The sequence below is a fragment of the Rhizobium sp. SG570 genome, assembly GCF_012275345.1.
Taxonomy (GTDB): Bacteria; Pseudomonadota; Alphaproteobacteria; order Rhizobiales; family Rhizobiaceae; genus Rhizobium; species Rhizobium lusitanum.
Genome location: NZ_JAAZQI010000010.1, coordinates 225068 through 247264, shown reverse-complemented (window position 1 = coordinate 247264; position 22197 = coordinate 225068). Strand labels below are relative to the sequence as shown.

Annotated in this window: 25 protein-coding genes and 1 pseudogene; 14 read left to right on the top strand and 12 right to left on the bottom strand. The window is 59.4% G+C overall.

What is annotated here, in order from left to right:
* Positions 1-11: 11 nt before the first annotated feature.
* Positions 12-1139 (bottom strand): LysR family transcriptional regulator, encoded by a 1128-nt coding sequence (locus tag FHT28_RS21060; protein ID WP_234903939.1) that lies wholly within the window; start codon positions 1137-1139, stop codon positions 12-14.
* Between the two features lie 56 nt (positions 1140-1195).
* Here FHT28_RS21060 and FHT28_RS21055 point away from each other — a divergent pair, with 56 nt between their 5' ends.
* Positions 1196-1429, top strand: coding sequence for an HWE histidine kinase domain-containing protein (locus FHT28_RS21055; RefSeq protein WP_168597246.1), 234 nt, complete (start codon positions 1196-1198; stop codon positions 1427-1429).
* Between the two features lie 2 nt (positions 1430-1431).
* Here FHT28_RS21055 and FHT28_RS21050 read toward each other — a convergent pair whose 3' ends face one another.
* On the bottom strand, positions 1432-2322 hold the full coding sequence (locus tag FHT28_RS21050) for a LysR family transcriptional regulator (protein ID WP_037200099.1): 891 nt from the start codon (positions 2320-2322) through the stop codon (positions 1432-1434).
* A gap of 96 nt (positions 2323-2418) precedes the next feature.
* Here FHT28_RS21050 and FHT28_RS21045 point away from each other — a divergent pair, with 96 nt between their 5' ends.
* The 3 genes from FHT28_RS21045 to FHT28_RS21035 all read left to right on the top strand — a co-directional run bounded on the left by FHT28_RS21045 (position 2419) and on the right by FHT28_RS21035 (position 4564).
* Complete coding sequence (locus tag FHT28_RS21045) at positions 2419-3477, top strand: aldo/keto reductase (RefSeq protein ID WP_168597245.1); 1059 nt, start codon at positions 2419-2421, stop codon at positions 3475-3477.
* Between the two features lie 97 nt (positions 3478-3574).
* The gene (locus FHT28_RS21040; RefSeq protein ID WP_168597244.1) at positions 3575-4129 is read left to right on the top strand and encodes a nuclear transport factor 2 family protein; all 555 of its coding nucleotides are present in this window, start codon (positions 3575-3577) and stop codon (positions 4127-4129) included.
* Positions 4130-4237: 108 nt separating this feature from the next.
* Positions 4238-4564: an Atu4866 domain-containing protein gene (locus FHT28_RS21035; protein WP_168597243.1), complete on the top strand. Its 327-nt coding sequence runs from the start codon at positions 4238-4240 to the stop codon at positions 4562-4564.
* Between the two features lie 105 nt (positions 4565-4669).
* Here the strand turns inward: FHT28_RS21035 and FHT28_RS21030 are convergent, their stop codons facing one another.
* The gene (locus FHT28_RS21030) at positions 4670-5569 is read right to left on the bottom strand and encodes a LysR family transcriptional regulator (protein WP_168597242.1); all 900 of its coding nucleotides are present in this window, start codon (positions 5567-5569) and stop codon (positions 4670-4672) included.
* 93 nt (positions 5570-5662) lie between these two features.
* Between FHT28_RS21030 and FHT28_RS21025 the strand changes: the two genes are divergently transcribed.
* From FHT28_RS21025 to FHT28_RS21015, 3 genes are all read left to right on the top strand, one after another.
* Positions 5663-6496, top strand: coding sequence for an SDR family oxidoreductase (locus tag FHT28_RS21025; protein ID WP_168597241.1), 834 nt, complete (start codon positions 5663-5665; stop codon positions 6494-6496).
* A 49-nt stretch (positions 6497-6545) separates the two neighbouring features.
* Positions 6546-7040 carry a lipocalin-like domain-containing protein gene (locus tag FHT28_RS21020; RefSeq protein WP_113134285.1) on the top strand — a complete coding sequence of 165 codons (495 nt, stop codon included), beginning with the start codon at positions 6546-6548 and terminating at the stop codon, positions 7038-7040.
* A 99-nt stretch (positions 7041-7139) separates the two neighbouring features.
* Entirely contained in the window at positions 7140-8117 is a 978-nt protein-coding gene (locus FHT28_RS21015; protein WP_168597240.1) for an MBL fold metallo-hydrolase, read from the top strand.
* An 18-nt stretch (positions 8118-8135) separates the two neighbouring features.
* On the opposite strand, the gene FHT28_RS21010 is transcribed toward FHT28_RS21015, so the two are convergent.
* Positions 8136-9041 (bottom strand): LysR family transcriptional regulator, encoded by a 906-nt coding sequence (locus tag FHT28_RS21010; protein WP_168597239.1) that lies wholly within the window; start codon positions 9039-9041, stop codon positions 8136-8138.
* A gap of 166 nt (positions 9042-9207) precedes the next feature.
* Here FHT28_RS21010 and FHT28_RS21005 point away from each other — a divergent pair, with 166 nt between their 5' ends.
* From FHT28_RS21005 to FHT28_RS20995, 3 genes are read left to right on the top strand one after another with little or no spacing between them, the layout of a single operon-like run.
* Positions 9208-10200 carry an MBL fold metallo-hydrolase gene (locus FHT28_RS21005; protein WP_168597238.1) on the top strand — a complete coding sequence of 331 codons (993 nt, stop codon included), beginning with the start codon at positions 9208-9210 and terminating at the stop codon, positions 10198-10200.
* Between the two features lie 22 nt (positions 10201-10222).
* Complete coding sequence (locus tag FHT28_RS21000) at positions 10223-11305, top strand: aldo/keto reductase (protein WP_168597237.1); 1083 nt, start codon at positions 10223-10225, stop codon at positions 11303-11305.
* Positions 11306-11354: 49 nt separating this feature from the next.
* A complete protein-coding gene (locus FHT28_RS20995) occupies positions 11355-11939 on the top strand; it encodes an intradiol ring-cleavage dioxygenase (protein ID WP_113134314.1) in 585 nt (194 codons plus the stop codon).
* 191 nt (positions 11940-12130) lie between these two features.
* Here FHT28_RS20995 and FHT28_RS20990 read toward each other — a convergent pair whose 3' ends face one another.
* Positions 12131-12871: an SDR family oxidoreductase gene (locus FHT28_RS20990; protein ID WP_168597236.1), complete on the bottom strand. Its 741-nt coding sequence runs from the start codon at positions 12869-12871 to the stop codon at positions 12131-12133.
* Between the two features lie 79 nt (positions 12872-12950).
* On the opposite strand from FHT28_RS20990, the gene FHT28_RS20985 reads away from it, so the two are divergent.
* Positions 12951-13631, top strand: coding sequence for a TetR/AcrR family transcriptional regulator (locus FHT28_RS20985; protein WP_246704912.1), 681 nt, complete (start codon positions 12951-12953; stop codon positions 13629-13631).
* Positions 13632-13679: 48 nt separating this feature from the next.
* Here FHT28_RS20985 and FHT28_RS20980 read toward each other — a convergent pair whose 3' ends face one another.
* On the bottom strand, positions 13680-14618 hold the full coding sequence (locus FHT28_RS20980; RefSeq protein WP_168597234.1) for an AraC family transcriptional regulator: 939 nt from the start codon (positions 14616-14618) through the stop codon (positions 13680-13682).
* Between the two features lie 114 nt (positions 14619-14732).
* Here FHT28_RS20980 and FHT28_RS20975 point away from each other — a divergent pair, with 114 nt between their 5' ends.
* Complete coding sequence (locus tag FHT28_RS20975; RefSeq protein ID WP_168597233.1) at positions 14733-15131, top strand: DUF1330 domain-containing protein; 399 nt, start codon at positions 14733-14735, stop codon at positions 15129-15131.
* A 234-nt stretch (positions 15132-15365) separates the two neighbouring features.
* Here FHT28_RS20975 and FHT28_RS20970 read toward each other — a convergent pair whose 3' ends face one another.
* The 5 genes from FHT28_RS20970 to FHT28_RS20945 all read right to left on the bottom strand — a co-directional run bounded on the left by FHT28_RS20970 (position 15366) and on the right by FHT28_RS20945 (position 20078).
* Positions 15366-16004, bottom strand: coding sequence for an rRNA adenine N-6-methyltransferase family protein (locus tag FHT28_RS20970; RefSeq protein ID WP_052212743.1), 639 nt, complete (start codon positions 16002-16004; stop codon positions 15366-15368).
* A complete protein-coding gene (locus FHT28_RS20965; RefSeq protein WP_168597232.1) occupies positions 16001-16639 on the bottom strand; it encodes a VTT domain-containing protein in 639 nt (212 codons plus the stop codon). The genes FHT28_RS20970 and FHT28_RS20965 overlap by 4 nt, the downstream gene beginning before the upstream one ends.
* Positions 16640-16642: 3 nt before the next feature.
* Positions 16643-17626 carry an oxidoreductase gene (locus tag FHT28_RS20960; RefSeq protein WP_168597281.1) on the bottom strand — a complete coding sequence of 328 codons (984 nt, stop codon included), beginning with the start codon at positions 17624-17626 and terminating at the stop codon, positions 16643-16645.
* A gap of 322 nt (positions 17627-17948) precedes the next feature.
* Entirely contained in the window at positions 17949-18800 is an 852-nt protein-coding gene (locus FHT28_RS20950) for an SDR family oxidoreductase (RefSeq protein WP_113134293.1), read from the bottom strand.
* Between the two features lie 54 nt (positions 18801-18854).
* The gene (locus FHT28_RS20945; RefSeq protein ID WP_246704910.1) at positions 18855-20078 is read right to left on the bottom strand and encodes an MFS transporter; all 1224 of its coding nucleotides are present in this window, start codon (positions 20076-20078) and stop codon (positions 18855-18857) included.
* A gap of 252 nt (positions 20079-20330) precedes the next feature.
* Between FHT28_RS20945 and FHT28_RS20940 the strand changes: the two genes are divergently transcribed.
* Together FHT28_RS20940 and FHT28_RS20935 are read left to right on the top strand one after the other, a co-directional pair.
* The gene (locus FHT28_RS20940) at positions 20331-21254 is read left to right on the top strand and encodes an AraC family transcriptional regulator (RefSeq protein ID WP_168597230.1); all 924 of its coding nucleotides are present in this window, start codon (positions 20331-20333) and stop codon (positions 21252-21254) included.
* A 55-nt stretch (positions 21255-21309) separates the two neighbouring features.
* Positions 21310-21633: pseudogene (locus FHT28_RS20935) on the top strand (dioxygenase); the annotation flags it as partial.
* Positions 21634-21693: 60 nt separating this feature from the next.
* Here FHT28_RS20935 and FHT28_RS20930 read toward each other — a convergent pair.
* Positions 21694-22125, bottom strand: a complete 432-nt coding sequence (locus FHT28_RS20930) for a nuclear transport factor 2 family protein (RefSeq protein WP_168597229.1) — start codon at positions 22123-22125, stop codon at positions 21694-21696.
* Positions 22126-22197: the final 72 nt, after the last annotated feature.

Below are 22197 nucleotides of genomic sequence, written 5' to 3'. Positions count from 1 at the left end.
GCGAGATTGGTTTAAACGAAGACCGGTGCTCCGGACCGCAGGAATGTGATCGGTACCGACCCCGTCGGATCACAGACGCGGACTCCGGCCGCAACCGACTTGATCATCTGCCGGAGCCAGACGTGATCGGGAGACTGATGCTTGCACTCATGCCAGAGCATGTAGAACTGCATCTGTCCGAGTTCGCGCGGTGCCTCAAGAACGACGAGCGGAAAGGATTGAGCGATCTGCTCGGCAAAAATTCGACCGGTGGTGAAGACGAGGTCCGATTGTGTCAGCACGTAGGGCGTGATCGCATATTCTGGCACGGATACAGCGATGTTGCGCTTGAGCCCGAGTTCGATCAGCCGCCCGTCGATCGGACTCAGTTGGGCTCGCTTGTCGGAGGTCGGAGAAAGATGTTTTTCCTTGAGGAACTCGCCCATCGAGATCGGTCCACGTTGACTTGCCAGTCTATGGCTCGGGCGGACGATGCACACGATGTCGGTGGTTAACAGGGGAGACATCCGCAGATACTCCGGCGGATGCGGCCAATTGCCGATGACCGCATCGATGGATCCGTCCGCAAGCTGGCTGATAAGATCATCATAGCTCGGCATGTGGGACGCATCGACGCCGACATTGGGCGCCTTTTGTGCAATCTTTCCGACCAGCTGAGGCAGAAACACGGCTCCGAGGCAGTTGTCTGCGACGATGCGGAAGTTTCGCGTCGCATTGTTCGGGTCGAAGGTGGCGTGAGGCGACAGGTGCGCGTCGATCTGGCCGAGAATGTCGCGCAATGTCTCCTTCAGGGCGAGACCCCGCTCCGTTGGTACCAGCGCCCCTCCGGACCTAACCAGAAGTGGATCGTCCAGCATTTCCCGCAGCCGTTTCAGTGTCAGGCTGACGGTCGGCTGGGCCTGCCCCAGAATGTCAGCGGTTTTCGAAACGCTGCATTCCGTCAGCAAGGTCAGGAGCGTGCGCATCAGACGCACATCCATCATCCCATTCGCCTGTCGCATCATGATCAGCCTTCCCCTTGTCGAACGGTGCAGCAAGCTTGAGAAGAGGCATATTTCATGCCAACCGGAGAGGTCGATGGTCATGCCGTTACGCATGATCATTGCAGTCAAGAGCGTCCAAAGCCAGTTGTCAGACATTCGAACACGCTCCAATAGCATTGCGGCATGGACCAAATTTCAACATTTTGGGGGAAATGCGCCATCGCGTGAAGAATTTGTTCGCGTTGGCGAGTGCGATCGTATCGATAAGTGCAAGGGCGCTTGGAAATGTTGATGATGTGCTACGGGCTATTCAATCTCGACTGACGTCGCTGGCGCGTGCCCATGAGCTAACCATGACGGTCAAGCCAGACGCTTGCGGGCCGAAATGCCAAACCCGGCCGCCAAGTTCTGCGATCCTCCTGGGAAAGACCCTCTTGATGGGCTGACGCTATCGCCACCGCTTCACATGGTCGACGAGTGCCCGAAGCTTCGGAGGGAGGTTGTGTCGGCTAGGATAATAAAGAAAAAACCCGGCAAAGGGAGGACAATACTCCTGAAGCAGAGCGACGAGCTGACCGGATTCGACATAGGGTTTGAAGGTGTCCTCCATCCCGAAGGTGATGCCGCCGCCGGCACAGGCTGTGCGGATCATAAGCCACATGTCGTTGGTGGTGATCTGGGGGTCGACCGCCACGTCGAACTCGCGTCCACCCTGGCCGAATTCCCAACGATAGGGCGCGCTGTGGGGAGCTGGTCGCCAACCAATACAACGATGCGCCGAGAGCTCCGAAGGGTGTTCGGGTCTGCCGAAACGTTCGATGTAGGACGGCGCGGCGAAGGCGCCCTGACGCTGCTCACCCGACACCGGAACGGCAATCATATCCTGATCGATCACTTCGCCCAAACGTACCCCCGCGTCGTAGCCTTCCGCGACAATGTCGAATTCTTCGTCCGTGACGGTCACGTCAATCTGGATGGCGGGAAAGGTGTCCGCGAAACGCGCCAGCAGCGGCCCGGAGATGAACTGCTCGGCGATGGATGACACCGCGAGCCTCAACAGTCCGCTTGGTGCGCTGTCGCGGTCCGCCGTCGCGTCGAGCGCCAGTCCGACTTCGGAAATAGCCGGGGCCACCCGCTGATACAGTCGTTCGCCAGCCTCTGTGAGACTGACACTGCGCGTCGTTCGCTGCACGAGCGCGACACCCAGCCGATCTTCGAGACGCCGGATGGCCTGGCTGATCGCTGGCCGAGTGACGCCCAAGTTCTCCGCGGCCACACGAAAGCTCCGCGCTTCGGCGACGGCCAGGAAAACAGAGATGCCGCTCAAGTCGATTGCCATTGGTTAGATTTAGTTATCAAAATGGTTATCATTGAGCAAGTTGTTCGCTCTCCTCGGCGCGTCTATTTTGGATCTCGCAACCAAGAGAGAGCCGATATGGCGCTTGATCATTACAAACTTCTGGGACGGTCGGGCTTGCGCGTTTCGCCGTTGAGCCTCGGAACGATGACCTTTGGTTCCGACTGGGGTTGGGGGGCGGACGGCGAGGAGGCCCGCCGCATCTTCGATCTCTATGTCGACCGGGGCGGCAGCTTCGTCGACACGTCGGTAAACTACACCAACGGCCGTGCTGAGAGCCTGCTCGGCACCTTCATCGGCGACAAGCGCGAGCGGATCGTTCTTGCGACGAAATTTACCATGGCGCGCGACCCGGGCAACCCGAACTCCGGCGGCAACCACCGCCTGAACGTGGTGCGCTCCGTCGAGCAGAGCCTGACGCAGCTCGGCACTGATCGCATCGACCTCCTTTATCTCCATGCATGGGATATGACGACCCGGCCGGACGAGGTCATGCGAGCGCTCGACGACCTCGTTCGGTCCGGGAAGGTGCTCTATCTCGGCATCTGCAACACGCCTGCATGGCGCGTCGCGCAGATGCAGACGCTCGCCGACATCCGCGGCTGGTCTCCTTTCGTGGCGATGCAGATCGAATACAGCCTCGTGGAGCGGATCGTCGAGCACGAACTTCTGCCGGCGGCCGCGGCTTTGGGCCTTGGGGTGCTTCCATGGTCGCCGCTCGGCGGTGGCGTGCTCACGGGCAAGTATTCCCTGGCCGACATCGAGGATTCGCGAGAGGCGACCGTGTCTGCCAGCCGGAAGGGTGTCATAGCTTCGTCGGGACATCTGAATCAACGTGCGATCGAAATTGCGGACGAGGTTCGAGCCGTCGCCGAAGAGGCCAACTCCACGCCATCGCGGGTAGCGCTTGCGTGGACATTGTCCAATCCGACTGTCGTCTCCCCCATCATCGGCGCCCGCACGCTCGCCCAGGCCGAGGACAATCTCGGAGCTCTAGATCTGCTGCTGACGCCGGAGCAATTGGATCGTCTAAACCGGGTCAGCGCACCTAGCCCCGTCTTTCCCGCTCGCTTCACGCAACGTCCCCTCGTCCAGCAACTGATCTTCGGCGGTGCCGCGGTCGAACGCCGCGGCTGACCGTTCAAACGACGTGACGCCTGTCGACCGCGCATGCAGCTTCATTGCCGGTCGATGGGTCTCAGCAAGCTCTCAGCAACAGGAAAGGACCGATACCATGACCATTCTTCCGACACGCCACCGAGTCGCCGGCGCGAGCCGAACAGCTCTGATCACATTGGCATTGCTGTCGCTCGCCTTGCCGGGCCGAGCCATTGCCAACACCGCGGCAACACAGGTGCAGGCTCCGGACAGTGCCGCGATCGAACGGCAGAACAAGGCTATCGTCGAAGCCGCCTTCGAAAAATGGCGTGGGGGCACCTACGTCTTCGCGGAACTTCTCGTTCCCGACGTCGTCTGGACGATCCACGGCTCCGGGCCGGTCGCGGGCACCTATCGCAACCAGAAGGATTTTATCGAACAGGCATCGCGTCCTCTGACCAGCCGCCTTGCGACGCCGGTCGTGCCGGAGGTGCACGACATCTTTGCCGACGGCGACACGATCATCATCCGCTTCGACGGAACAGCGACCACGACGTCGGGCGCACCTTATCGCAATCAGTTTGTCTGGATATTCGAGATGAAGGACGGTCTCGTCGTCAAGGCGGAAGCCTTCCTGGACCTCGTTGCCTATCAGCAGGTCGTCGACAACAACGCTCCGCGTACTCAATGATCGACGCCCGCGGCTTCGGCAGAACTTGACTGTCTGCCGAACCGACACCGCGCACCCATGCGCTATCGCCTCCAAACCGAAAACAGTAACGCTGAATGGAGCAAGACCATGCGACAGTCACTTGCAGCACTCATCACCGCCAGCCTTACGTTTCAGCCCGCAGAAGCACAGGAGACCAATTTGCAGCCGAACCATTCATATGCTGGCATGTGGGTCACCGACGACAACCGCGTTCGCCATGAACTTCTACCGAACGGACGCTATGTCGAGGCCCGCGGCCAGCGCGAGCGAGCCTATGAAGGGCGCTACGAAGTCGACGGGACGCATATCGAGTATTGGGACGATACGGGCTTCACTGCCGACGGCGATTTCGTCGATGCCAATACACTGCACCATGGCGGCATGATCTTGCGTCGCAAGCCAGCGACGCCTTGACATACCGCCGGGCCTCCGCGATGCGGAAACGGTTCAGAGCGATGGGGTGCCGCAGGTCTTCCTGAATCCATTTGACAGGCACGGACGCAATTTGCCGCCGGCCCGTCATCGTGTCCTGTCCACCTCTCGCAGGAGGTCGATGAAAGCCCGTAACGGCGAGGGCACGTGCCGACTGCGCGGGTAATAGAGCGCCAAGCCTGGTGTCGGCGGACACCATTCGTCAAGTACTACCACCAACTGGCCGGATGCCAGGAATGGCCGTGCGAAATAGTCGGGCACATAGGCGATGCCGCGTCCGTCCACCGCCGCCTGCACGAGAAGATCATTGTCATCGAGGGTGAGGTTGCCCGGGACGTCGATCGCCACTTCCGCGCCGCGTTTTGAGAACTCCCAGCGATAGCGCTTTCCGCTCGGCAAACGTTGGCGGACGCAGCAGTGCACATACAGATCGTCGGGCGTATGCGGTCTTGCTTTCCCGTCCAGATAGGAAGGCGCCGCCACGGCGATGAAACGCACGTCGCCGCCGAACTTCACCGCGACCATGTCTTTCGGAACAGCTTCCAGCAGGCGTATTCCGGCATCGAAACCCTGTTCCACGATATCGACGAGCCGACCTTCCGAAACAAGATCAAGCTCGACGTCGGGATAGAGATCGAGAAAGCGCGGCACGACCTCTGCGAGGAGGATGCGCGCGCCGCTCTTGTTTGCATTAATCCGCAGTGTGCCGCTCGGCGTGCCGCGCTCCTCCGACAAGGTATCGAGCGCCTGATCGAGTTCCTGAAGGACCGGATCGAGGCGCGCGAGCAGGCGCGCGCCGGCCTGGGTCAGCGACACGCTGCGTGTCGTCCGGTTGAAGAGCCGCACGTCCAGTTTTGCCTCCAGTCCGATGATTGCGTGGCTGAGAGCCGAGCGCGATACGCCCATGATCTCGGCCGCTCTGCGAAAGCTCTGGTGACTGGCCACCGCCGCAAAGGCCGCGAGATCGTTCAAACTAGGGCGTACCATTCGTGAAATATCCTCACCATCTCATCTCAAATTGAAGACCTTATATCACCAATGTTGATGTTTTACATTCACATGAACAAAACAGGAGTTCACATGCCAAAGATTTGGTTCATCACCGGCGCCTCCTCGGGGCTCGGCCTCGAGATGACGCAACAGCTGCTCAGCCAGGGACACAAGGTGGTCGCTACGATTCGAAGGGCCGGGGCGCTGACGAAGCTTGCGCAGGAATACGGCGATCGTCTCGATATCGTTCAGCTCGATCTGGCCGAACCGGAGAGCATTGCCTCGACCGTTAACGGCGCGTTCCAACGGCACGACCGGATCGACGTGATCGTCAGCAATGCCGGCTACGGTCTGTTCGGTGCGGCGGAAGAACTCACGAACGAAGAGATCGGCCGGCAGATCGCCACCAATCTTGCCGGATCCATCCATCTGATCCGTGCAGTACTTCCCCTTCTTCGAAGGCAAGGCGGCGGGCGAATCGTCCAGGTCTCGTCCGAAGGAGGGCAGATCGCCTATCCGGGCTTCAGCCTCTATCACGCAACCAAGTGGGGCATCGAGGGCTTCGTCGAATCCGTCGCACAGGAAGTGGTGCCTTTCGGTATCGACTTCATTATCGCCGAGCCGGGACCGACCGGCACGAATTTCGGAGCCAATCTCGTCCGTGCGACACCGATGGACGCCTACGATGAAACCCCTGGCGGGGCCGTTCGTCAGGCGATCAGCGACGGAAGCTTCGAGATCAAGGGAGATGCGGCGCGCACCGTAGCCGCAATCATATCAGCCGCCGAGAGCGAGACGCCGCCATTGCGGTTGGCGCTGGGCAGCACTGCCTATTCATCTATCTCGCAGGCGCTTTCCGCACGCCTGTCCGCTCTTGAGGCGCAGCGGGAAGTGGCGAATTCCGCCGATCGGCAGGATCTGTGAACCGCAGCAGTGGCGGAAGAACAGACCTCATGAACAGGAAGGAAAAAACATGTCCATTCGACCGGTCATATTGGCCCTTGCCCTCAGCATTTCGTCTTCTGCCTTTGCGCAGACTGCCGCAGAAAATCAGGTCGCAGGCACTTGGCGGATGATGTCGGCAACGATCGATCCCGGTGGAAAAAATATCTCCGCCTATGGAGAGAAACCCAACGGTCTTCTCGTCTTCACTCCCGACATGCACTTCGTGGAAGTTCTTACCGACGCCGACATCCCGCGGTTTGCTTCTAACGCTCGCGGTGAGGGAACGGATGATGAAAATCGTATGGCCATGTCACGCAGTATCGGGTTTTTCGGAACCTACACCGTCGATGAGAAGGGAGAATTCAGCGGAAACCGTGTCGAAGGGGCCACATTCCCGAACTGGGTTGGCAGCGTGCGAACCCGTGATGATCTGAGGCTGGTCGTTGACGGCGACCGTATGACTGAACAATTCCGTCGGCCGGAAGGCACTGAAATCAGGATCGAATGGCAGCGCGTCAAATGAGGCACCGGAGGGCGGTCCTCCGCAAAAGGTCTCGACCTTGCGAGCGTCCGCCCTTCGAGCATGCCAAAAACGAAGTTGAGCTATCCGGAGGAAAGAGCCATGCTTTTCAATCGCCGCTCCATGTTCACGGCAGGAGCCGTAACCGCGCTGGCGCTTTCAACGCCTCAGTTCATGACACGCGCTGCCTTCGCGGCCGCTCCACCGAAATCGGACATCGCCAACACCGGCTTTTATCGCTTCATGCTGGGCGAGTTCGAGATCACTGTCATTCTCGATGGCAGCCGGATATTCGATGGCCCACATCCGACCCTCGGCGCCGATCGGGACGCCGAGGAAGTCGTATCTCTCATGAAAGCCAACTTTCTGCCGTCGGATCGGATGATCGGGCAATTCAACCCGGTGCTTGTGAACACAGGGACGGACCTCATCCTCTTCGACACCGGCAATGGGCCGGAGGGTAGGGAGTTTGGAACCGGACAACTGGCGAACCGCATCGCGGCATCGGGCTATGCGCCGTCCGATGTGACAATCGTGGCGATTTCTCATCTGCATGCCGATCACATCAACGGGCTCATGGAAGGCGATCGTCCGGGGTTCAGCCGGGCACGATATGTCGTCGGTCAGGCAGAATGGGACTTCTGGACTTCGAGCGACTTTTCTGGAACTCCGGCTGCGATGCATGCGACGGCCGTTCAGAGGAAGGTCCTGCCGCTCAGGGAGAAGATGACCTTCATCGGCGGCGATGTATCGATAGCGCCGGGTGTTACAAGCATGGCGGCCGCCGGACACACACCCGGTCACATGGCGTTCCTGTTGGACTCGGCAGGCCGTAACCTGCTGCTGACGGGAGATACGGCAAACCATTTCGTTGCCTCTCTGCAGAAGCCGGATTGGGAAGTTTCTTTCGACATGGACAAAGGCGCCGCTGCCAGCAGCCGCAGAAGGATATTCGGTATGCTGGCTGCCGAGAAAATCCCGTTTATCGGCTATCACATGCCTCATCCGTCGGCCGGCTATGTCGAGCCGCTCGGCACAGGGTTCCGCTTCGTGCCGGTGAGCTATCAATTCTTGATCTGACGCCAGGCCTGGACCGAGTCAGCCGCTGGCCTGCCAGTCGTAATTTCTCATGTAGTCGAGAAACGCGCGCATGGCGGCACTCGGAAGGCGGCGGCTGGGGTAGTATAAAAACCAGTGAGGCAAGGTGGGGCTCCAGTCGGAGAGAAGCTCCACCAGCCGGCCGCTTTGGATATACGGTTTGGCGTAGTCATCGAAGACATGGGCAATTCCTCTGCCCGCCAGTGCAGCTTGCAGTTCATTGTGTGCAGAACTGACCGTCAAGCGTCCCGTTGGAGTGACTTCAATCTCTTCGCTTCCCTCGTCAAACCGCCAGGTGACGAGCGTGCCACCAGGGAATCGACGTCTTATACAGTCGTGACCAACGAGTTCGTGCGGCGTCTGCGGCTGTCCGCACCTCTTGATATAGTCAGGTGAAGCTACGATTGCATAACGAAGCGCGGGTCCAAGCGGCAGCGCAATCATGTCCTGGGCAAGCTGCTTGCCGAACCTGACACCGGCATCGAAACCCTGTTCCACGATATCGATGACTGCCGCATCGCTGATGATTTCGATCTTCACCTCGCGGTAGGTCTCCATGAAGTCGAATACCAGCGGGCAGAGAAAATGATCGACGGCCGGTGCCGGCGCGTTGATCCTGAGAGTTCCAGATGGGCTATCCCGCAATTCGTCAACCTCTGCGATGGCGAGCCTGATGTCGCTCAACGCAGGTGCCAGACGCTCAAGAAGGCGCTGTCCCGCTTCCGTCGGAAAAACGCTCCTCGTCGTTCGGTTGAGGAGCCGGATACCTAAAGCTTCTTCCAGGGCGTTCATCGTCTGGCTCAACGCCGATGACGAGACCCCTCGCTCGAGTGCTGCTGCGCGGAAACCGCCACAGCGCACGATGGCCACGAAGACATCGAAGCTGTCCAGGCGAATAGGGTCCATTGAGAAGTATTTCTAACCAAGGTGATAAACTTAGCGCAGGTTATCAGATCAATCGGCCCATGTCATGGTGAGCTCAGAGCTTATCGCCGTGCTCGATCTGCCTCCTTTACCGGGCAGTTCGGCCAGCCAAGCCAATGAAGAGTGTCCAACGTAGAAGGGAAGACCGATGAATGCCTTCACCCTCAACAGACGTGCTATCATGCTGTCCGCTGTCGCAGGCGCATCGAGCATGCTCATCCCAAGCCTGGGTGGCTCCGGCAGAGCCAACGCCCAGGCCGCGTCCTCGGCGAGGGGCAATGCGGGTCATTACCGCTTCCGCGTCGGCGAAATCAGCGCGACGGTCTTAAGCGATGGTGTGATTGGTGGCCCGCCCCGCGTCTATGCAAGCAACGCGCCGGAAGCCGAGCTTCAGGAGGTCCTGCGGCAGGCATTTCTGCCGACCGACCACATGACGCTCAACCTCAACACACTGCTGATCGAAACCGGCGGTCGGCGGATTCTAATCGAGGCCGGCGCGGGCAAAACAATGGGCCCGAACGGTGGCCGGATCTTCGATAACCTCGCGGCAATCGGTCTTGATCCTGCCGATATCAACGCGATCGTCATCTCCCACACCCACCCCGACCATGTCGGCAATCTGAGAACCGCAGACGGCGGCAAGGCCTTTCCCCGCGCCACTGTCTTCGTCCCGAAGGCCGACTGGGACTTCTTCGTCCGCACCGATCCGGATCTCTCCCACATGCCTGTGCCGGAGGAATTCCGTCTGCGCTTTGCGGCAAACATCAAGAACAGCCTCGCGCCGGTCATGAACGACATCGAGCTTTATGAAGCCGGCGGCCAGATCGTGCCGGGTCTGACTACGATCGTCGCATCCGGCCACACGCCGGGCATGGCGACCTTCCTCGTCCATTCCGGGAGCGACCAGTTGCTGCTCACGGCAGACCTTGCCTACCACCCTGTTGTCAACGTCGACAATCCTTGGCTGCCCGGACCCGACCGCGACAAGGAAACGGCTCTTTCCTCCCGCCGTCGCATCTTCGACAGGGCTGCCGCCGAGCGCATGCCCGTGCTTGGATTCCATTATCCATTCCCTGGTCTTGGCCGGATGCTGAAGACCGATGGTGGCTACGCGTGGGTACCCGCCAACTGGCAGTTCTGACGCACAGAAACAGGAGACACGTATGGACCAGTCGAATATCAACAGGCGCGGCTTCCTCGGCGCGATGGGTGCGGCGGCAACAGGGTTGGCTCTCGCCACTCACGCTGCGGCGCAGACCCAGGGAACGAATGCGACGTTCTCAGTTTCTGGATCAAATCCGGAGGTGCTGACCCGCAGCTTGCCGCGCACCGACGAACGCGTCACAGCCTTGGGTCTCGGCACCTTCCTGACCTTCGATCTGAAGCCCGGCGATCGCCGCGACGCACTCCGGCAGGTCTTCGAGCGGTACGTCGCTGCAGGCGGTCGCGTGGTCGATACATCGCCTCTCTACGGCTCGGCCGAGGTAAGCGTCGGCCAGTTCATGGGCGAGTTCGAAGGCTCCGACGAGATGTTCCTCGCCAACAAGGTCTGGTCGACAGGAGAATACCTCGGCGACGAAAGCCACGCCGTTGAAAGCTTTCGGCAATCGCGCATGCGGACATGGCGTGACACGATCAATCTCCTGCAATGCCACAGCATCACCAATGCGCCGGTCGTCATTCCGCTGATGAAGGCATGGAAGAAGGAAGGTCTCATACGCCACGTCGGCGTGACCCATCACGAGTCGGCGGCACAGGACCAGTTGCTGGCGATCGTCCAACGCGACGATGTCGACTTCATCCAGACGAACTACTCGATCTTCAACCGCGACGCCGAGCGCCGCCTTCTCCCAGCCGCCGCCGGCAAGGGCGTCGGCGTCCTGATCAATTTACCGCTTGAAAAAGCACGGCTGATGAAGGTGGTCGAGGGACATCCGCTTCCCGACTTCGCACAGGAGTTCGGGGCCAACAGCTGGGCGCAGTTCTTCCTGAAATGGGTCATGGCGCATCCGGCCGTCACGAGCGTGCTCTGCGGCACTTCCAACCCCGACCACATGAGTGACAATGTCCAGGCGATGACAGGCCCGCTTCCAGACGAACGCATGCGGGCCCGCATGGTCGCACATATGGAGACCATTCCCGGCTTCGGCTCCATCGGCACGATGCCGTGGTATCCCGGTAAAGAGAATATGTATTCCGGCCTGATCCGGGAGGCGCAGGCGAATGCTGCGCAACGCCTGCGGTAAAACATACAGCCGCCCACCTTCAACTCCACGGACACAGGGAGATATGACCTTGCCCTCCACCAGACGCTCTCTTCTGACGGCATTTCTAACACTGCCTCTCATTGATGCCGTACGGGTGAGGGCGTTTGCGCAAGCCGCTCCCGAGCTGCCTCTGACCCCGTCATGTGATGATGGGGGCGACCCGACGCTCGAACGGGAAGCCGGCCCCTTCTTCAGGCCTAACTCCCCGCTCGAACGCGATCTCTATCCCCACGCGCCCGGTGGCGAGCGGATCACCGTCGCAGGGTTCGTCTTCGACAGTCGCTGCCGGCCTCTGCCCGGAAGCCTCGTCGAGATTTGGCATGCGGACGAAAATGGTGACTACGATAGCGCCGGCTTCCGCCTGCGCGGACACCAGTTCGCCGACGCGCAAGGACGCTGGTGGTTCAATACCATCATGCCCGCGCTTTACACCGGCCGAACGCGTCATTTTCATTTCAAGGTGCAGCGCCCTGGTGGGCGCGTCCTCACCACCCAACTCTATATTCCCGGAGAGCCCAGAAATGCCGGAGACAGGCTGTTTGACAAGGCACTCCTCCTCGACATCAGGCAAACCGGTGATGGAAAGTTCGGACGATTTGATTTTGTGATCTGACGAAGGAAAGCCGTCGGGGAGGGGGGTGTTTAGTCGCCCTAAGGCTTTGTCAATTTGCGTTGACGTGCATTCCGCTCATTTGCACAGCCTCGTTGACAGATTCAACCGCTCTCAACGCATCTTACGGCCGCCATTGAAAATCGCCTGCCGGACGCCGTAAAGCACGACGTCCTGACAACGCGAAGAGAAAATCAGGCGTTGAAGCCGGCGTCTACACTGAGAACCGCACCGGTAATCAGACTTGCAGCCGGACCCGCCAGAAACGCGACCGCGCCGGCGACTTCACGGGGCTCGCCAAACCGACCAAGCGATGTGAGGCTGCGCTGATAATCAGCATTCTCGCCATTGGCCGGGTTCATGTCCGTGTCCGTTGAACCGGGGAGAACAAGATTGACCGTGATGCCCTGAGGGCCGAGTTCGCGCGAAAGGCCCCGCGTGAACGACAGAAGCGCCGACTTCGACATGGCATAAGCCGTCACACCCGTGAAAGGCACACGCTCCGCCAGCGAGGAGCCGATGGAGATGATCCGGCCCCCCGATGAGAGATACGGGATCGCCGCCTGCGCGAACAGGACGGGTGCGCGAACGTTCACATCAAGCATCGCCTGCAGGTCGGCGAGCGCCAGATCCGCGGTCATGCCGGCGGTTCCGATGCCTGCGCTGTTGATTAGAATATCAAGCCCTCCAAGTGTGTCGACCGTCTGGCTGACGGCGTGACGGATGGCTTCGGGGTCGGCGCTGTCGGCCTGAATGGCAAGCCCGCGCCGGCCTTTTTCCTCGATAGTCTGAACTACCGATGCGGCCCTGTCTGCGGAACGCTGATAGGTGAATGCGACATCGGCGCCATTCTCGGCCAGCGCAATGGCAATCGCGGCCCCTATTCCCCGGGAGCCGCCGTTTACCAAGGCACGTTTTCCAAGCAATTCCATCATTGTTACCTTTATGCAGTGATCGATGCATAAATGGGTAAGGCCATTGCAAATTGCCGTCAACTGATTTATGCAGTGGTCGATGCAAAATGACGTTTTGACCTCTCCAGAGCATGCAGAGCCGACCCACCGCTCACGCGGCCGGCCGCGGGAATTCGACCGCCAGGCTGCGCTTGCCGCCGCGACAAGACTGTTCTGGATCAAGGGTTATGAGGCTGCCTCGATCGCCGATCTGACGGAAGCGATGGGGATCGGCACAAAGAGCCTCTATGCAGCCTTCGGCTCAAAGGACGCACTCTATGCGGAGGCCCTCCGATATTACTATACGACCTACGAGGGGTTGGTCTGGACCCGCTTCAGGGCTGCTTCGACCGCGAGAGACGCAGCGCTAGCATTTCTTCAAGATTCCGCCATCGCTATGACGGGTGGAGATTGCGATCTGCCGCACGGGTGCATGGCGACGCTCGCCATCGTGGGCAGCGAAGGACATGCCGAACTGGGGGAACTCATGCGAGCCACCCGTGCTGGCGGTTTTGATCTCCTCAAGGCGCGCTTCGACAGAGCGAAGAGCGACGGTGACCTTAAGGCCACGGCAGACACGACCAAACTGGCGAGGTTCGTGCAGACTGTCCAAAGCGGGATGGCGATCCGCGCCCGCGATGGAGCGGATCGCGACGAATTGCATGCTGTGGCTGAAATCGCGCTTTCCGGCTGGGACAATATCACCGGCAACATCGATCACGGCATGCAGGGCAAGGCCTGATCCTTTGGGAGGCCGATCACGGCGGTAGCGGGCTTCAAGGCTCCTCCCTTATGTGGAGCGGGACGAGCTTTCCGTGAACCGGCTCGGCGAGCGGCCGACAGCGCGTGTGAAGGAAGTGCTGAACGCACTCGCCGACTTGTAGCCAATTGAAAAGGCGATCTCCTCCACCCCTGCCGTTCCAGACTTGAGCGCCTCCTTGGCAAGCGCCATGCGCCACCGCAACAAGTACGAGATCGGAGCGATCCCGACGATGTCACGAAAGCGTGTGGCGAAGGCGGATCGCGAGACACCGCAAAGCCTCGCCAGAGACTCGACCGTCCATTCTTGCCCGACATTCTCGTGCATGGCACGAATTGCTTTGGCCGCGACAGGGTCTCGAAGGCCTGCAAGCAGGCCACCGTTGGCGGGCTCGACAGATTGTTCCGAAAGACCCGATGCAGGCATCCTGAGAATTTCGACCAGCGCCAGCTCAACGAGACGGACGATGATGAACTCGCTGGCCGGTCCAGGATCGCGGCCTTCGCATTCCATCATCGTGAGCAGGTTGTGAAGCCGGTGGAGTTTGGGTGAACGAGAGGGGATCTGAACGATGGGCGGGAGAAGCCCCGTCAGGAGATCCTCGTTGGCTGTCGAGAACAGAAATTTGCCCATGTGAAGCGAAATCGGCCTTTCCTGACCGGAGCCCAGCTTCAACCTGCCCTCCTGTTTGGCGGCCACCGCCGCGACGCTATCCAACGGCTCTACTTCCTCATTTGAGGTCAGCGTAAAAGAAAGCGTCGTCCGCAGCAGCACGAAGTCGCCCGTTTCCAGCCACATCGGATCGCAACCAGGTCGTATCAACTGGCAAGTGCCGTCTTCTATCCAGAAAAACAACAGGTCTCCCAGCGGTGGAAAGCTCAGACCCCAGTCGCCGGCGGCGTCCATGCCGCGACCCAGAAGGGCGGCGCGCGGCCGCAGCAATCGGACAATATCAAGGAAGGGATCCATTCTTGGACTTTAGATAAAGTATCCTAGGGTTTGAATTATGGAACGTGCAAATGCGATAGCATAATTTGCTGGAAGACTTAACGAGGCCGATGCCCCCATCGCTGGAGAAATTCGATGATTAAAGTCACCGCCGCTGATATCGACCGCTTTCTTGTCGAAGATGATGACCAGCCCATCGTGATGCTCAATCTCCTTCGGTTCAAGGCAGATGGGGGACGCCAGCGTTATCTCGACTATCTCGCCATGGCCGGTCCGATCGTCGCCCGGTATGGCGCGGAAATCATTTTCGCCGGCGACGGCGCAACTGCACTCTGCGCCGAACCCGGTCAATCCTGGGACGCGGTGGCGCTGGTGCGCTATCCGAAACGGGCATCCTTCGTCGACATGATCGCCGATCCGGCCTACGCCGTTGCCGATCCGGTACGGATGTCGTCACTGGAGGAGGCAGTGCTGCAGCCAATCAACATCATGGCTCTGAGGGCAGAGGTACTCCCGCATTTCAAAAAGCTGTAGGATCGTGTTGCTGGCCGGTTGCGTGATTTTACACAAGAATGGCATTGATCGCCCTTTCTAGGTCCGCATGCCTTGTCGTTCCGGCATGGTTGCTACAGCAGCTTCTTCGACGTGAATTGGCAGATGCCGGATCCGTCTGCCGGTGGCGTTGTAGGGCGTATTGACCACGTTTGCAGTCGCCCCGACACGGCCTCATCCAGAACAGAAATGGCCGCGCAGCTTAGCTGATGCCGACTATGATGAATTCCTCCGACTATCAAACAACAGATCATGATGCGTTCGATCGAAAGCTCTGCGCGTTCCTCGTCGACTGATGCGATAGACGGCTGCCGGTGGAATATTGGCAAGGGTCCAGCCGATATACGTCGCCTTCAAGTCCAGACGGTCGAGCAAGGGTCTGGCAATCGGGCATCGCGGACCGTAAGTGAATTGGTAGAATGCTCCACCATGGCGAAGATGCGAAAATGCGCCCCCCAGGATAGCATGCACCTTGCGCAACGGCATTGACAGAAGAGGAAGGCCACTCACGACAGCGCCTGCAGGTGCCGACGCTTGCAGCGGCAACTTTCTCAATTTGGCAGCATCCATCTCGATGATTCTTGCAGTCGGAAAACGAAGGCTAAGCTGCGTCGCGAAGTCCGCGCCATATTCGATCAGCACGAGGTTTTCTTCAGCGACACCTCGATGCAGCAATGCTTCCGTAAAAACGCCTGTCCCCGGGCCTAGTTCAATGACTGTGCCCGTCTCCGCAGATATTTCGGCTGTCATGAGAGAAGACAGCGCACGCCCCGACGGTGTAACGGAGGCGACCCGGAGGGGCGCGGAAAGCCACGCCCGAAAAAACAAAAGCGCATCGGCAGTCCTGTTCGTCATCGCTTGCTGGCTCCGGGGTTCAGGCGCACCGAATATCGTCGCTGAAGCCGCCACACCAAGGCTGTGAGTACTTCCGCGATAACAAGCAGGACCAGTATTTTCAGGGCGAGCGTGGACGAATTGATGCCGGGAATGGCCAGCACAGCCAGGTAGCCGGCGGCGATGAACAAGCCGTTCCACAGAACGATGCCGACTGCTACGCCAGATACAAACCGCAGCGTATTCGTGCCTAAAAGCCCAGCCGTTATGGGCGAGATCAAGCGCACGGTGGGAATGAGTTGCGACAGGATCGTGAGCGCTCCTTCCCGGGCACGCAGCGAGGACAATGTCCAGTCGATACGCGGCTGCGATAGACCCACCCATCTGCCGACCGAGTAGAGAAGCGTTACGGATCTTTTTCTTCCAATGGCACGTACGAGAAGATAGAGACCGAAGGCGCCCATAGAACTCCCGACCGTCGTCGCGATGACAGCGGTGTGGAGAGACCAGACGGCGTCTTCGGCCGCAATGCCTATGGCAACGAGAACACCATAGGAGGGTAGGGCAGGCAGGAAACGTTCCGCCAGCCCGATCGCAAACAGGCCGAATATGCCGTAGACCGCAATCCAGTCGACAAGGTTTCCAAGGGGGTCCATATCTCACCCCTCCCGTCTGATCGTTGTCGCGTCCACACCGGAGAGCTCGCGAGGAGGAACCTGTGCATCGAACGATATCCCCGTAAGCCTTTCCGAAATCTCCCAAAGCTTATGTGCCACATGCTTTTCCATCGCCTGTCGCGGGATCTGCGCTTCGCTCGGGTGTCCACGGGTCTCGCCGAGTTTATCGGGGCCATAATAGCCACCACCTCGGGCTTTTGGAGACGTAGCCGCAAACAAGGTCGGCAGCGCGCCTTGTGCAACGGGCTGGAACAGAAACCACAGGAAAGACCTGAGAAGGCCCTGAGCGCTGCGGCGACCGGGGCCGTTGTGAAGCAGATCCGTACGCGATATCCCCGGGTGCGCCGCGATACTGGTAAGACCCCAGCCCGCTTCTTCGCTCCGCCGTTGCAGCTCGAAAGCAAACATCAGACATGCCAGCTTCGACTGACTGTAGACAGGCATGGGCTTGTAGCCCCGTTCCGCTTGCAGATCGTCGAAGTTGATGGCGACGTTTGCGCTTCGAACAGCAATGCTGGAAAGCGTCACAACGCGCGGGTCTTGTGCCCGCATTAGCAGCGGCAGGAGGTGACCCGTCAGGGCAAAGTGGCCGAGATAGTTGGTGCCGAACTGCAGTTCGAAACCGTCCTTGGTCGTCTGGCGCGTTGGTGGCGTCATCACGCCGGCGTTGTTGATGAGAACGTCGATATGATTGCGCGTTTCTTTCAGTCTTTTCGCAAGCGCTTCGATCGAGGCGAGGTCGCCGAGGTCGACAATCTCCAGTGCGACCGATGCCTGGGGCGATCTTTCCTTGATGCGCCGGACAGCTTCAGCGCCCTTCGTCGGATTGCGTCCTGCGATGATCACGTCGCCACCGGCTCGGACCAGGGCTAGCGCGTCTTCGAAGCCCAATCCACCGGTGCCGGTAATCAGGATCGTCCGGCCCTTCTGAGACGGCATATCGTCAAGTGTCCACGGTTGTGACATCATCAAATCCTTCTGTTTCTGTTAGGGCAAGATCGCCCGCCGAAGACGCGTTGTGCGGGGCACGTCTTCGGCGGACAGAAGGTCGCCACGGGGGGAAGCGACCTTTCGCGGATCCGGAACGGGGCGGTTCCGGTCCGAGCTTATTCGATGGCGTCGAGACGTTTGCGGAGCGGCGGCTTTACGGCGACGAAGGTCATCGTGCCGAAGAGCTTCGAGACGAAAAGGCCGGTATTTCCTAGTGTGTTGTATTTCATGACGGGGTGTCCTGTAAGAGTATGGTTGCGAACCCGCTGCGGCGCATGCACGCCATAGCGGGCATCCATCAGGCGATACCGCCATTCGCGAAGACGTTTTGACCATCGATCCACGCCCCGTCCTGCGAGCAGAGAAGGCCTATGACGTTTGCGATATCTTCGGGCTGGCCCAGCCGACGAAGCGGGGTTGCTTCCGGTATGCCGCGAAGCGCCTCTTCCCCGTGCTGACGCAAGAGTTGAGTATCGACGGCGCCTGGCGATATCGCATTGACCGAAATGTTGCGACCGCCCAATTCCTTGGCAAGAACGTTTGAGTAGATCTCCTGCGCCGCCTTGGTTGCAGCGTAGGCTGCCGTGCCGGGAGGGCTCATTTTGATAATACTTGAACTCAGGCTGATGATCCGGCCACCATCGCGGACGCGTCGTGACGCCTCGCGCAGCACGTTAAAGCTGCCTTTGATATTGGTGGCCATCATCCGGTCAAAGGCCTCGTCGGTCATCTGACTGAAAGGACCGACGTTCATGATGCCGGCGTTGTTGACGACGATATCGACGCCACCGAAGGCTTCGTCATTGGCGTCGAAAAGAGCCTTGACCGCAGCTGGATCCGCCACATCTGCCTGGCGAACGATGGCACGGCCGCCAGCGGTCTCGATATCGCGAACGACCTGCTCGGCCAACTCGCGATTGGTAAGGTAGTTCACAGTCACGGCGAAACCGTCCCGCGCCAGACGCCGGGCGGTGGCTGCACCAATGCCGCGGGAAGAGCCGGTGACGATCGCGCCACGCTTGTCACTTGGTTGGGCGATAGCGCCGGTATCGGACGATTGAGCCGATGCAATACCGCTCATGGCGATAGCGGACGGCACGGCCGCCGCAAGGGCGAGGAACGTGCGCCGGGAATTGTCTGTGTTGGACATTGGAATATCTCCTAAGAAGTTTCGAATGTTTGAGCCGGCAATGGCGGATTGCGGTCAGGGTTGGCGAAGGAAGGCGCCAACCCTTTGGTTTGCGATGAGGAGAGTGATGCCCGCTAGCACGGTCGACAAAGGCACGATCAACAAGCCAAGGCCGAGGCCATTTGAAATATCGGCTGCGCTGGCAGCATCGCTGACAATGCCAACAATCAGAGGGCCCAGTGCTGGCCCGAGGAGGCCGCTTCCGATCATGACGAGGCTGGTCGCCTGTGCCTGACGTCCAGGACCGGCGATCAGATGCGCGGCTCCGAAGCCCCACGGCAACATGAACGAAAATGACAGCATTCCGGGCACGAAGAGCGTAATGGACATCCAGCCGGTCGGTGCGAACAGCGCCGCAATCGTCGTTACGCTGGCGATCAGGAATAGAATTGCCGGCGGGCCGAGCACTTTGCCGGTGCCTGAGCGAACAGCGTAGTCAAACCAGCGTCCACCGCCCAATGTACCGATGATCCCCATCAACCCTTGCAACATGCCGAACGAAACGCCGACCTCTGTCGCGGTAAAACCGTAGGTACGGATCAGAAACGGTATGGCGAAGGCATAGAATGGGGCTGCTGCGAATCCAAGGAAAACGGCGCCCGTGAACAACCAGCGGAAGGCCGGAGACGATAACAGGTCAAGGCTGGTTCGCAAAAAGGGTTCGTCGCGAGCGGCTGTTGTTGGAGGAGGGGGAGTGGAACCGGCAACAAGAATGGTCAACAATCCGATCAAGATGCCGATGGCTCCAGCACCGATCAGAACGACGCGCCAGCCAAATACATCTGAAATCGCGCCGCCTGCCGCAAAACCCACCATCGTTCCGAGTGGGATGCCCATGGCGAACAGGCCGATTGCAAGACCGCGTCGCTCCGGGCCAATTTTGCGGACGATGAGAGCATGACCCGCAGGCACTGCGCCAGCCTCTCCGAACGCAACGCCGAAGCGTGTGAGGGCCAGGAACATGAAACTGGCGGCAAAACCGCCGAGTGTCGTCATGACACTCCAGACCAGGACGCAGGACACCAGTACGAACCGGGGTGATCCCCGATCTGCTGCGCGGGCGAGCGGCAACGAGAGGAGTGCGTAGCAAACCGCAAAGGCAAGGCCCGTAAGTAGGCCCATCTCAGTGTCGGTCAGCGACAGGTCTGCTTTGATTTTCTCCGCAAGGATGAAGGGAAGGATCCGATCGATCTGCGAGAACGCGTTGATCAGGAGAAGCACGATGCATATGGCGGCCATTCGCAGGCCTCTTGCGTACTCCCGGCTGGACGCAGCGGGCGGCGCTCGTGTCTCTAACGGGTCTATTGACCGGGCGACGATTTCTGTCATCTTGGGGTCACTCCTCGCTTGGTTGCACCCTTAAGCTAGATGGAGTGTCCAATGACCAGAATGCCCGAACCTTCAAGAAATTTGCCTATTCCTGCAAGAGAGGCGATGATGCCGGCGAAGAGCCACGTGTTGCCGTGGCCCCTGAAACAACCGGAGCCTTGCTTGAATTCTCCATTGCTGTCTGCCGTCATCGCCTACATCGAAGACCAGGGGGGCGGACAAGGCCTGTTCCCGACGGCCATTGAAGGCTTCAATATCGTCCGCTCGTTTCAATCGATGATGCCCATGCGAAACATCTATCGGCCATCGCTATGCGTCGTGCTGGAAGGGGCGAAGGAACTGCAGTTCGGCGACGAACATCTCAACTACCGCAGCATGGAGTGCTTGGTCGTCAGCGTCGGCGTCCCGGCGACCGGAAGGATCGTCGAGGCCAGTGCCGCAACGCCCTATGTCGGCGTCATGGTCGATTTCGACGTCGCAACCGTGCGGGAGGTTCTCGAACAGTTGGATACGCCGCCAGCGCAGTCCGACGCGACCGGTCCTTGCGCTTTTATCGCCAAAGTGGATCAACCACTAGCCGATTGCATTCTCCGCTTGGTTCGACTGTTGGCAACTCCGAAGGCGATTCCGATCCTGGCGCCTTCGATCGTGCGCGAGATTTGCTATTGGCTGTTGAGCAGCCCACATGGCGGCGAGATCTGCAAGCTTGCCTGTCCGGAATCAAACATCGAACGTGTGGTAAGGGCCGTATCCCTGTTGCACACCAACTTCGCGGAAACTTTGCGCGTCGATCAGTTGGCTGATGTTGCGCGGATGAGCCCGTCGTCGTTTCACCGGCACTTCAAGGCATTGACCTCGATGACTCCGCTCCAGTTCCAGAAGCAACTACGCCTGCTAGAGGCGCGCCGCCTCATGGTCACGCAGGCTGCCAATGTTGCTGAAGCCGCCTACAAGGTCGGGTACGAGAGCGCGTCGCAGTTCAGCCGAGAATATTCGAGAACCTTTGGCATCGCGCCCAAACAGGATGCCCTGAACCAACAGCGCCTCCACAACGAATATGCGAGCCGCGTCGTGAGATCCGCGTAATCGCATCAGGAAGCAGTTTGCGGCTAAGGTGCAAGCAGGTCGAGCTGGGAAGACGATCGATTTCCTCACCGGAACCGGACGGATCTGCACGTCCAAGCGCCAGGAATTCATTCTTCTCTCCGATACGCTCAGGATTTCCATGCTGGTCTATGCCATCAACCACCGCATGCGGGAAGGCGCGACCGAAACGACAGTGATCGGTCCGTTTTATGTGCAGGACGCCCCGGAATTGCAGGTCGGCGCCGATATCTCGGCATCGATGGAGGGCGAGCTGCTTTACGTCTCCGGGGTGGTGAGATCGACGGATGGCCAACCGACCGCCAACGCCATTGTCGATGTCTGGCAGGCTGACGATGACGGTTATTACGACGTGCAGCAGTCCGGGTCTTCCTGAAAGCAGACGTCGATGAAGCTACGCCTTGACGGCATCAAAGCGCAGTCACGCGGTGCCGGCTGTCAAGGCGCTCCAAGCCGCGTGTGAGTCCATGTAGTCTCTCCAATGCGCGATCTTCCGGTTCTTCAATTCGATAATCGAGCAGAACCGATTGTCATAATCGGCACCCGTAGAGATGATCGTTCCATGAACCTCGTACTCAATGATGACGACCCCGTCGCCAACCGCTCTGTTGACGATCAAATTATCGGCGGATCGGAGCTGGATACTACCGACATATCCTTCGAACTGTCGCATCAGGCGGGCGCGCCCGGAGATCACGCGAGGCCAGCCCAATTCATAGCGGACTTCGTAAACGATGTCGTCGGCAACGACATCGAAGAAGTGTTCACCATCGACGAGGTCTCCCAGTGCCCTTCGCACAAGATCAAAATAGGGTTGGGCAGCCTTGTAGGATGAATAATTCTTACCTGACATTTTGTTCTCTCCATGCATCTTTCGGATTGTTCGCCTGCGGCCTGTCGACAAAGCCGGTCATCCTGCCGGATA

Bases quoted from the DNA above. Each gene is read 5' to 3' on its own strand.
- FHT28_RS21060 (WP_234903939.1), bottom strand. From the start codon at position 1,139: ATGTCTGACAACTGGCTTTGGACGCTCTTGACTGCAATGATCATGCGT.
- FHT28_RS21055 (WP_168597246.1), top strand. From the start codon at position 1,196: ATGCGCCATCGCGTGAAGAATTTGTTCGCGTTGGCGAGTGCGATCGTA.
- FHT28_RS21050 (WP_037200099.1), bottom strand. From the start codon at position 2,322: ATGGCAATCGACTTGAGCGGCATCTCTGTTTTCCTGGCCGTCGCCGAA.
- FHT28_RS21045 (WP_168597245.1), top strand. From the start codon at position 2,419: ATGGCGCTTGATCATTACAAACTTCTGGGACGGTCGGGCTTGCGCGTT.
- FHT28_RS21040 (WP_168597244.1), top strand. From the start codon at position 3,575: ATGACCATTCTTCCGACACGCCACCGAGTCGCCGGCGCGAGCCGAACA.
- FHT28_RS21035 (WP_168597243.1), top strand. From the start codon at position 4,238: ATGCGACAGTCACTTGCAGCACTCATCACCGCCAGCCTTACGTTTCAG.
- FHT28_RS21030 (WP_168597242.1), bottom strand. From the start codon at position 5,569: ATGGTACGCCCTAGTTTGAACGATCTCGCGGCCTTTGCGGCGGTGGCC.
- FHT28_RS21025 (WP_168597241.1), top strand. From the start codon at position 5,663: ATGCCAAAGATTTGGTTCATCACCGGCGCCTCCTCGGGGCTCGGCCTC.
- FHT28_RS21020 (WP_113134285.1), top strand. From the start codon at position 6,546: ATGTCCATTCGACCGGTCATATTGGCCCTTGCCCTCAGCATTTCGTCT.
- FHT28_RS21015 (WP_168597240.1), top strand. From the start codon at position 7,140: ATGCTTTTCAATCGCCGCTCCATGTTCACGGCAGGAGCCGTAACCGCG.
- FHT28_RS21010 (WP_168597239.1), bottom strand. From the start codon at position 9,041: ATGGACCCTATTCGCCTGGACAGCTTCGATGTCTTCGTGGCCATCGTG.
- FHT28_RS21005 (WP_168597238.1), top strand. From the start codon at position 9,208: ATGAATGCCTTCACCCTCAACAGACGTGCTATCATGCTGTCCGCTGTC.
- FHT28_RS21000 (WP_168597237.1), top strand. From the start codon at position 10,223: ATGGACCAGTCGAATATCAACAGGCGCGGCTTCCTCGGCGCGATGGGT.
- FHT28_RS20990 (WP_168597236.1), bottom strand. From the start codon at position 12,871: ATGATGGAATTGCTTGGAAAACGTGCCTTGGTAAACGGCGGCTCCCGG.
- FHT28_RS20985 (WP_246704912.1), top strand. From the start codon at position 12,951: ATGCAAAATGACGTTTTGACCTCTCCAGAGCATGCAGAGCCGACCCAC.
- FHT28_RS20980 (WP_168597234.1), bottom strand. From the start codon at position 14,618: ATGGATCCCTTCCTTGATATTGTCCGATTGCTGCGGCCGCGCGCCGCC.
- FHT28_RS20975 (WP_168597233.1), top strand. From the start codon at position 14,733: ATGATTAAAGTCACCGCCGCTGATATCGACCGCTTTCTTGTCGAAGAT.
- FHT28_RS20970 (WP_052212743.1), bottom strand. From the start codon at position 16,004: ATGACGAACAGGACTGCCGATGCGCTTTTGTTTTTTCGGGCGTGGCTT.
- FHT28_RS20965 (WP_168597232.1), bottom strand. From the start codon at position 16,639: ATGGACCCCCTTGGAAACCTTGTCGACTGGATTGCGGTCTACGGCATA.
- FHT28_RS20960 (WP_168597281.1), bottom strand. From the start codon at position 17,626: ATGTCACAACCGTGGACACTTGACGATATGCCGTCTCAGAAGGGCCGG.
- FHT28_RS20950 (WP_113134293.1), bottom strand. From the start codon at position 18,800: ATGTCCAACACAGACAATTCCCGGCGCACGTTCCTCGCCCTTGCGGCG.
- FHT28_RS20945 (WP_246704910.1), bottom strand. From the start codon at position 20,078: ATGGCCGCCATATGCATCGTGCTTCTCCTGATCAACGCGTTCTCGCAG.
- FHT28_RS20930 (WP_168597229.1), bottom strand. From the start codon at position 22,125: ATGTCAGGTAAGAATTATTCATCCTACAAGGCTGCCCAACCCTATTTT.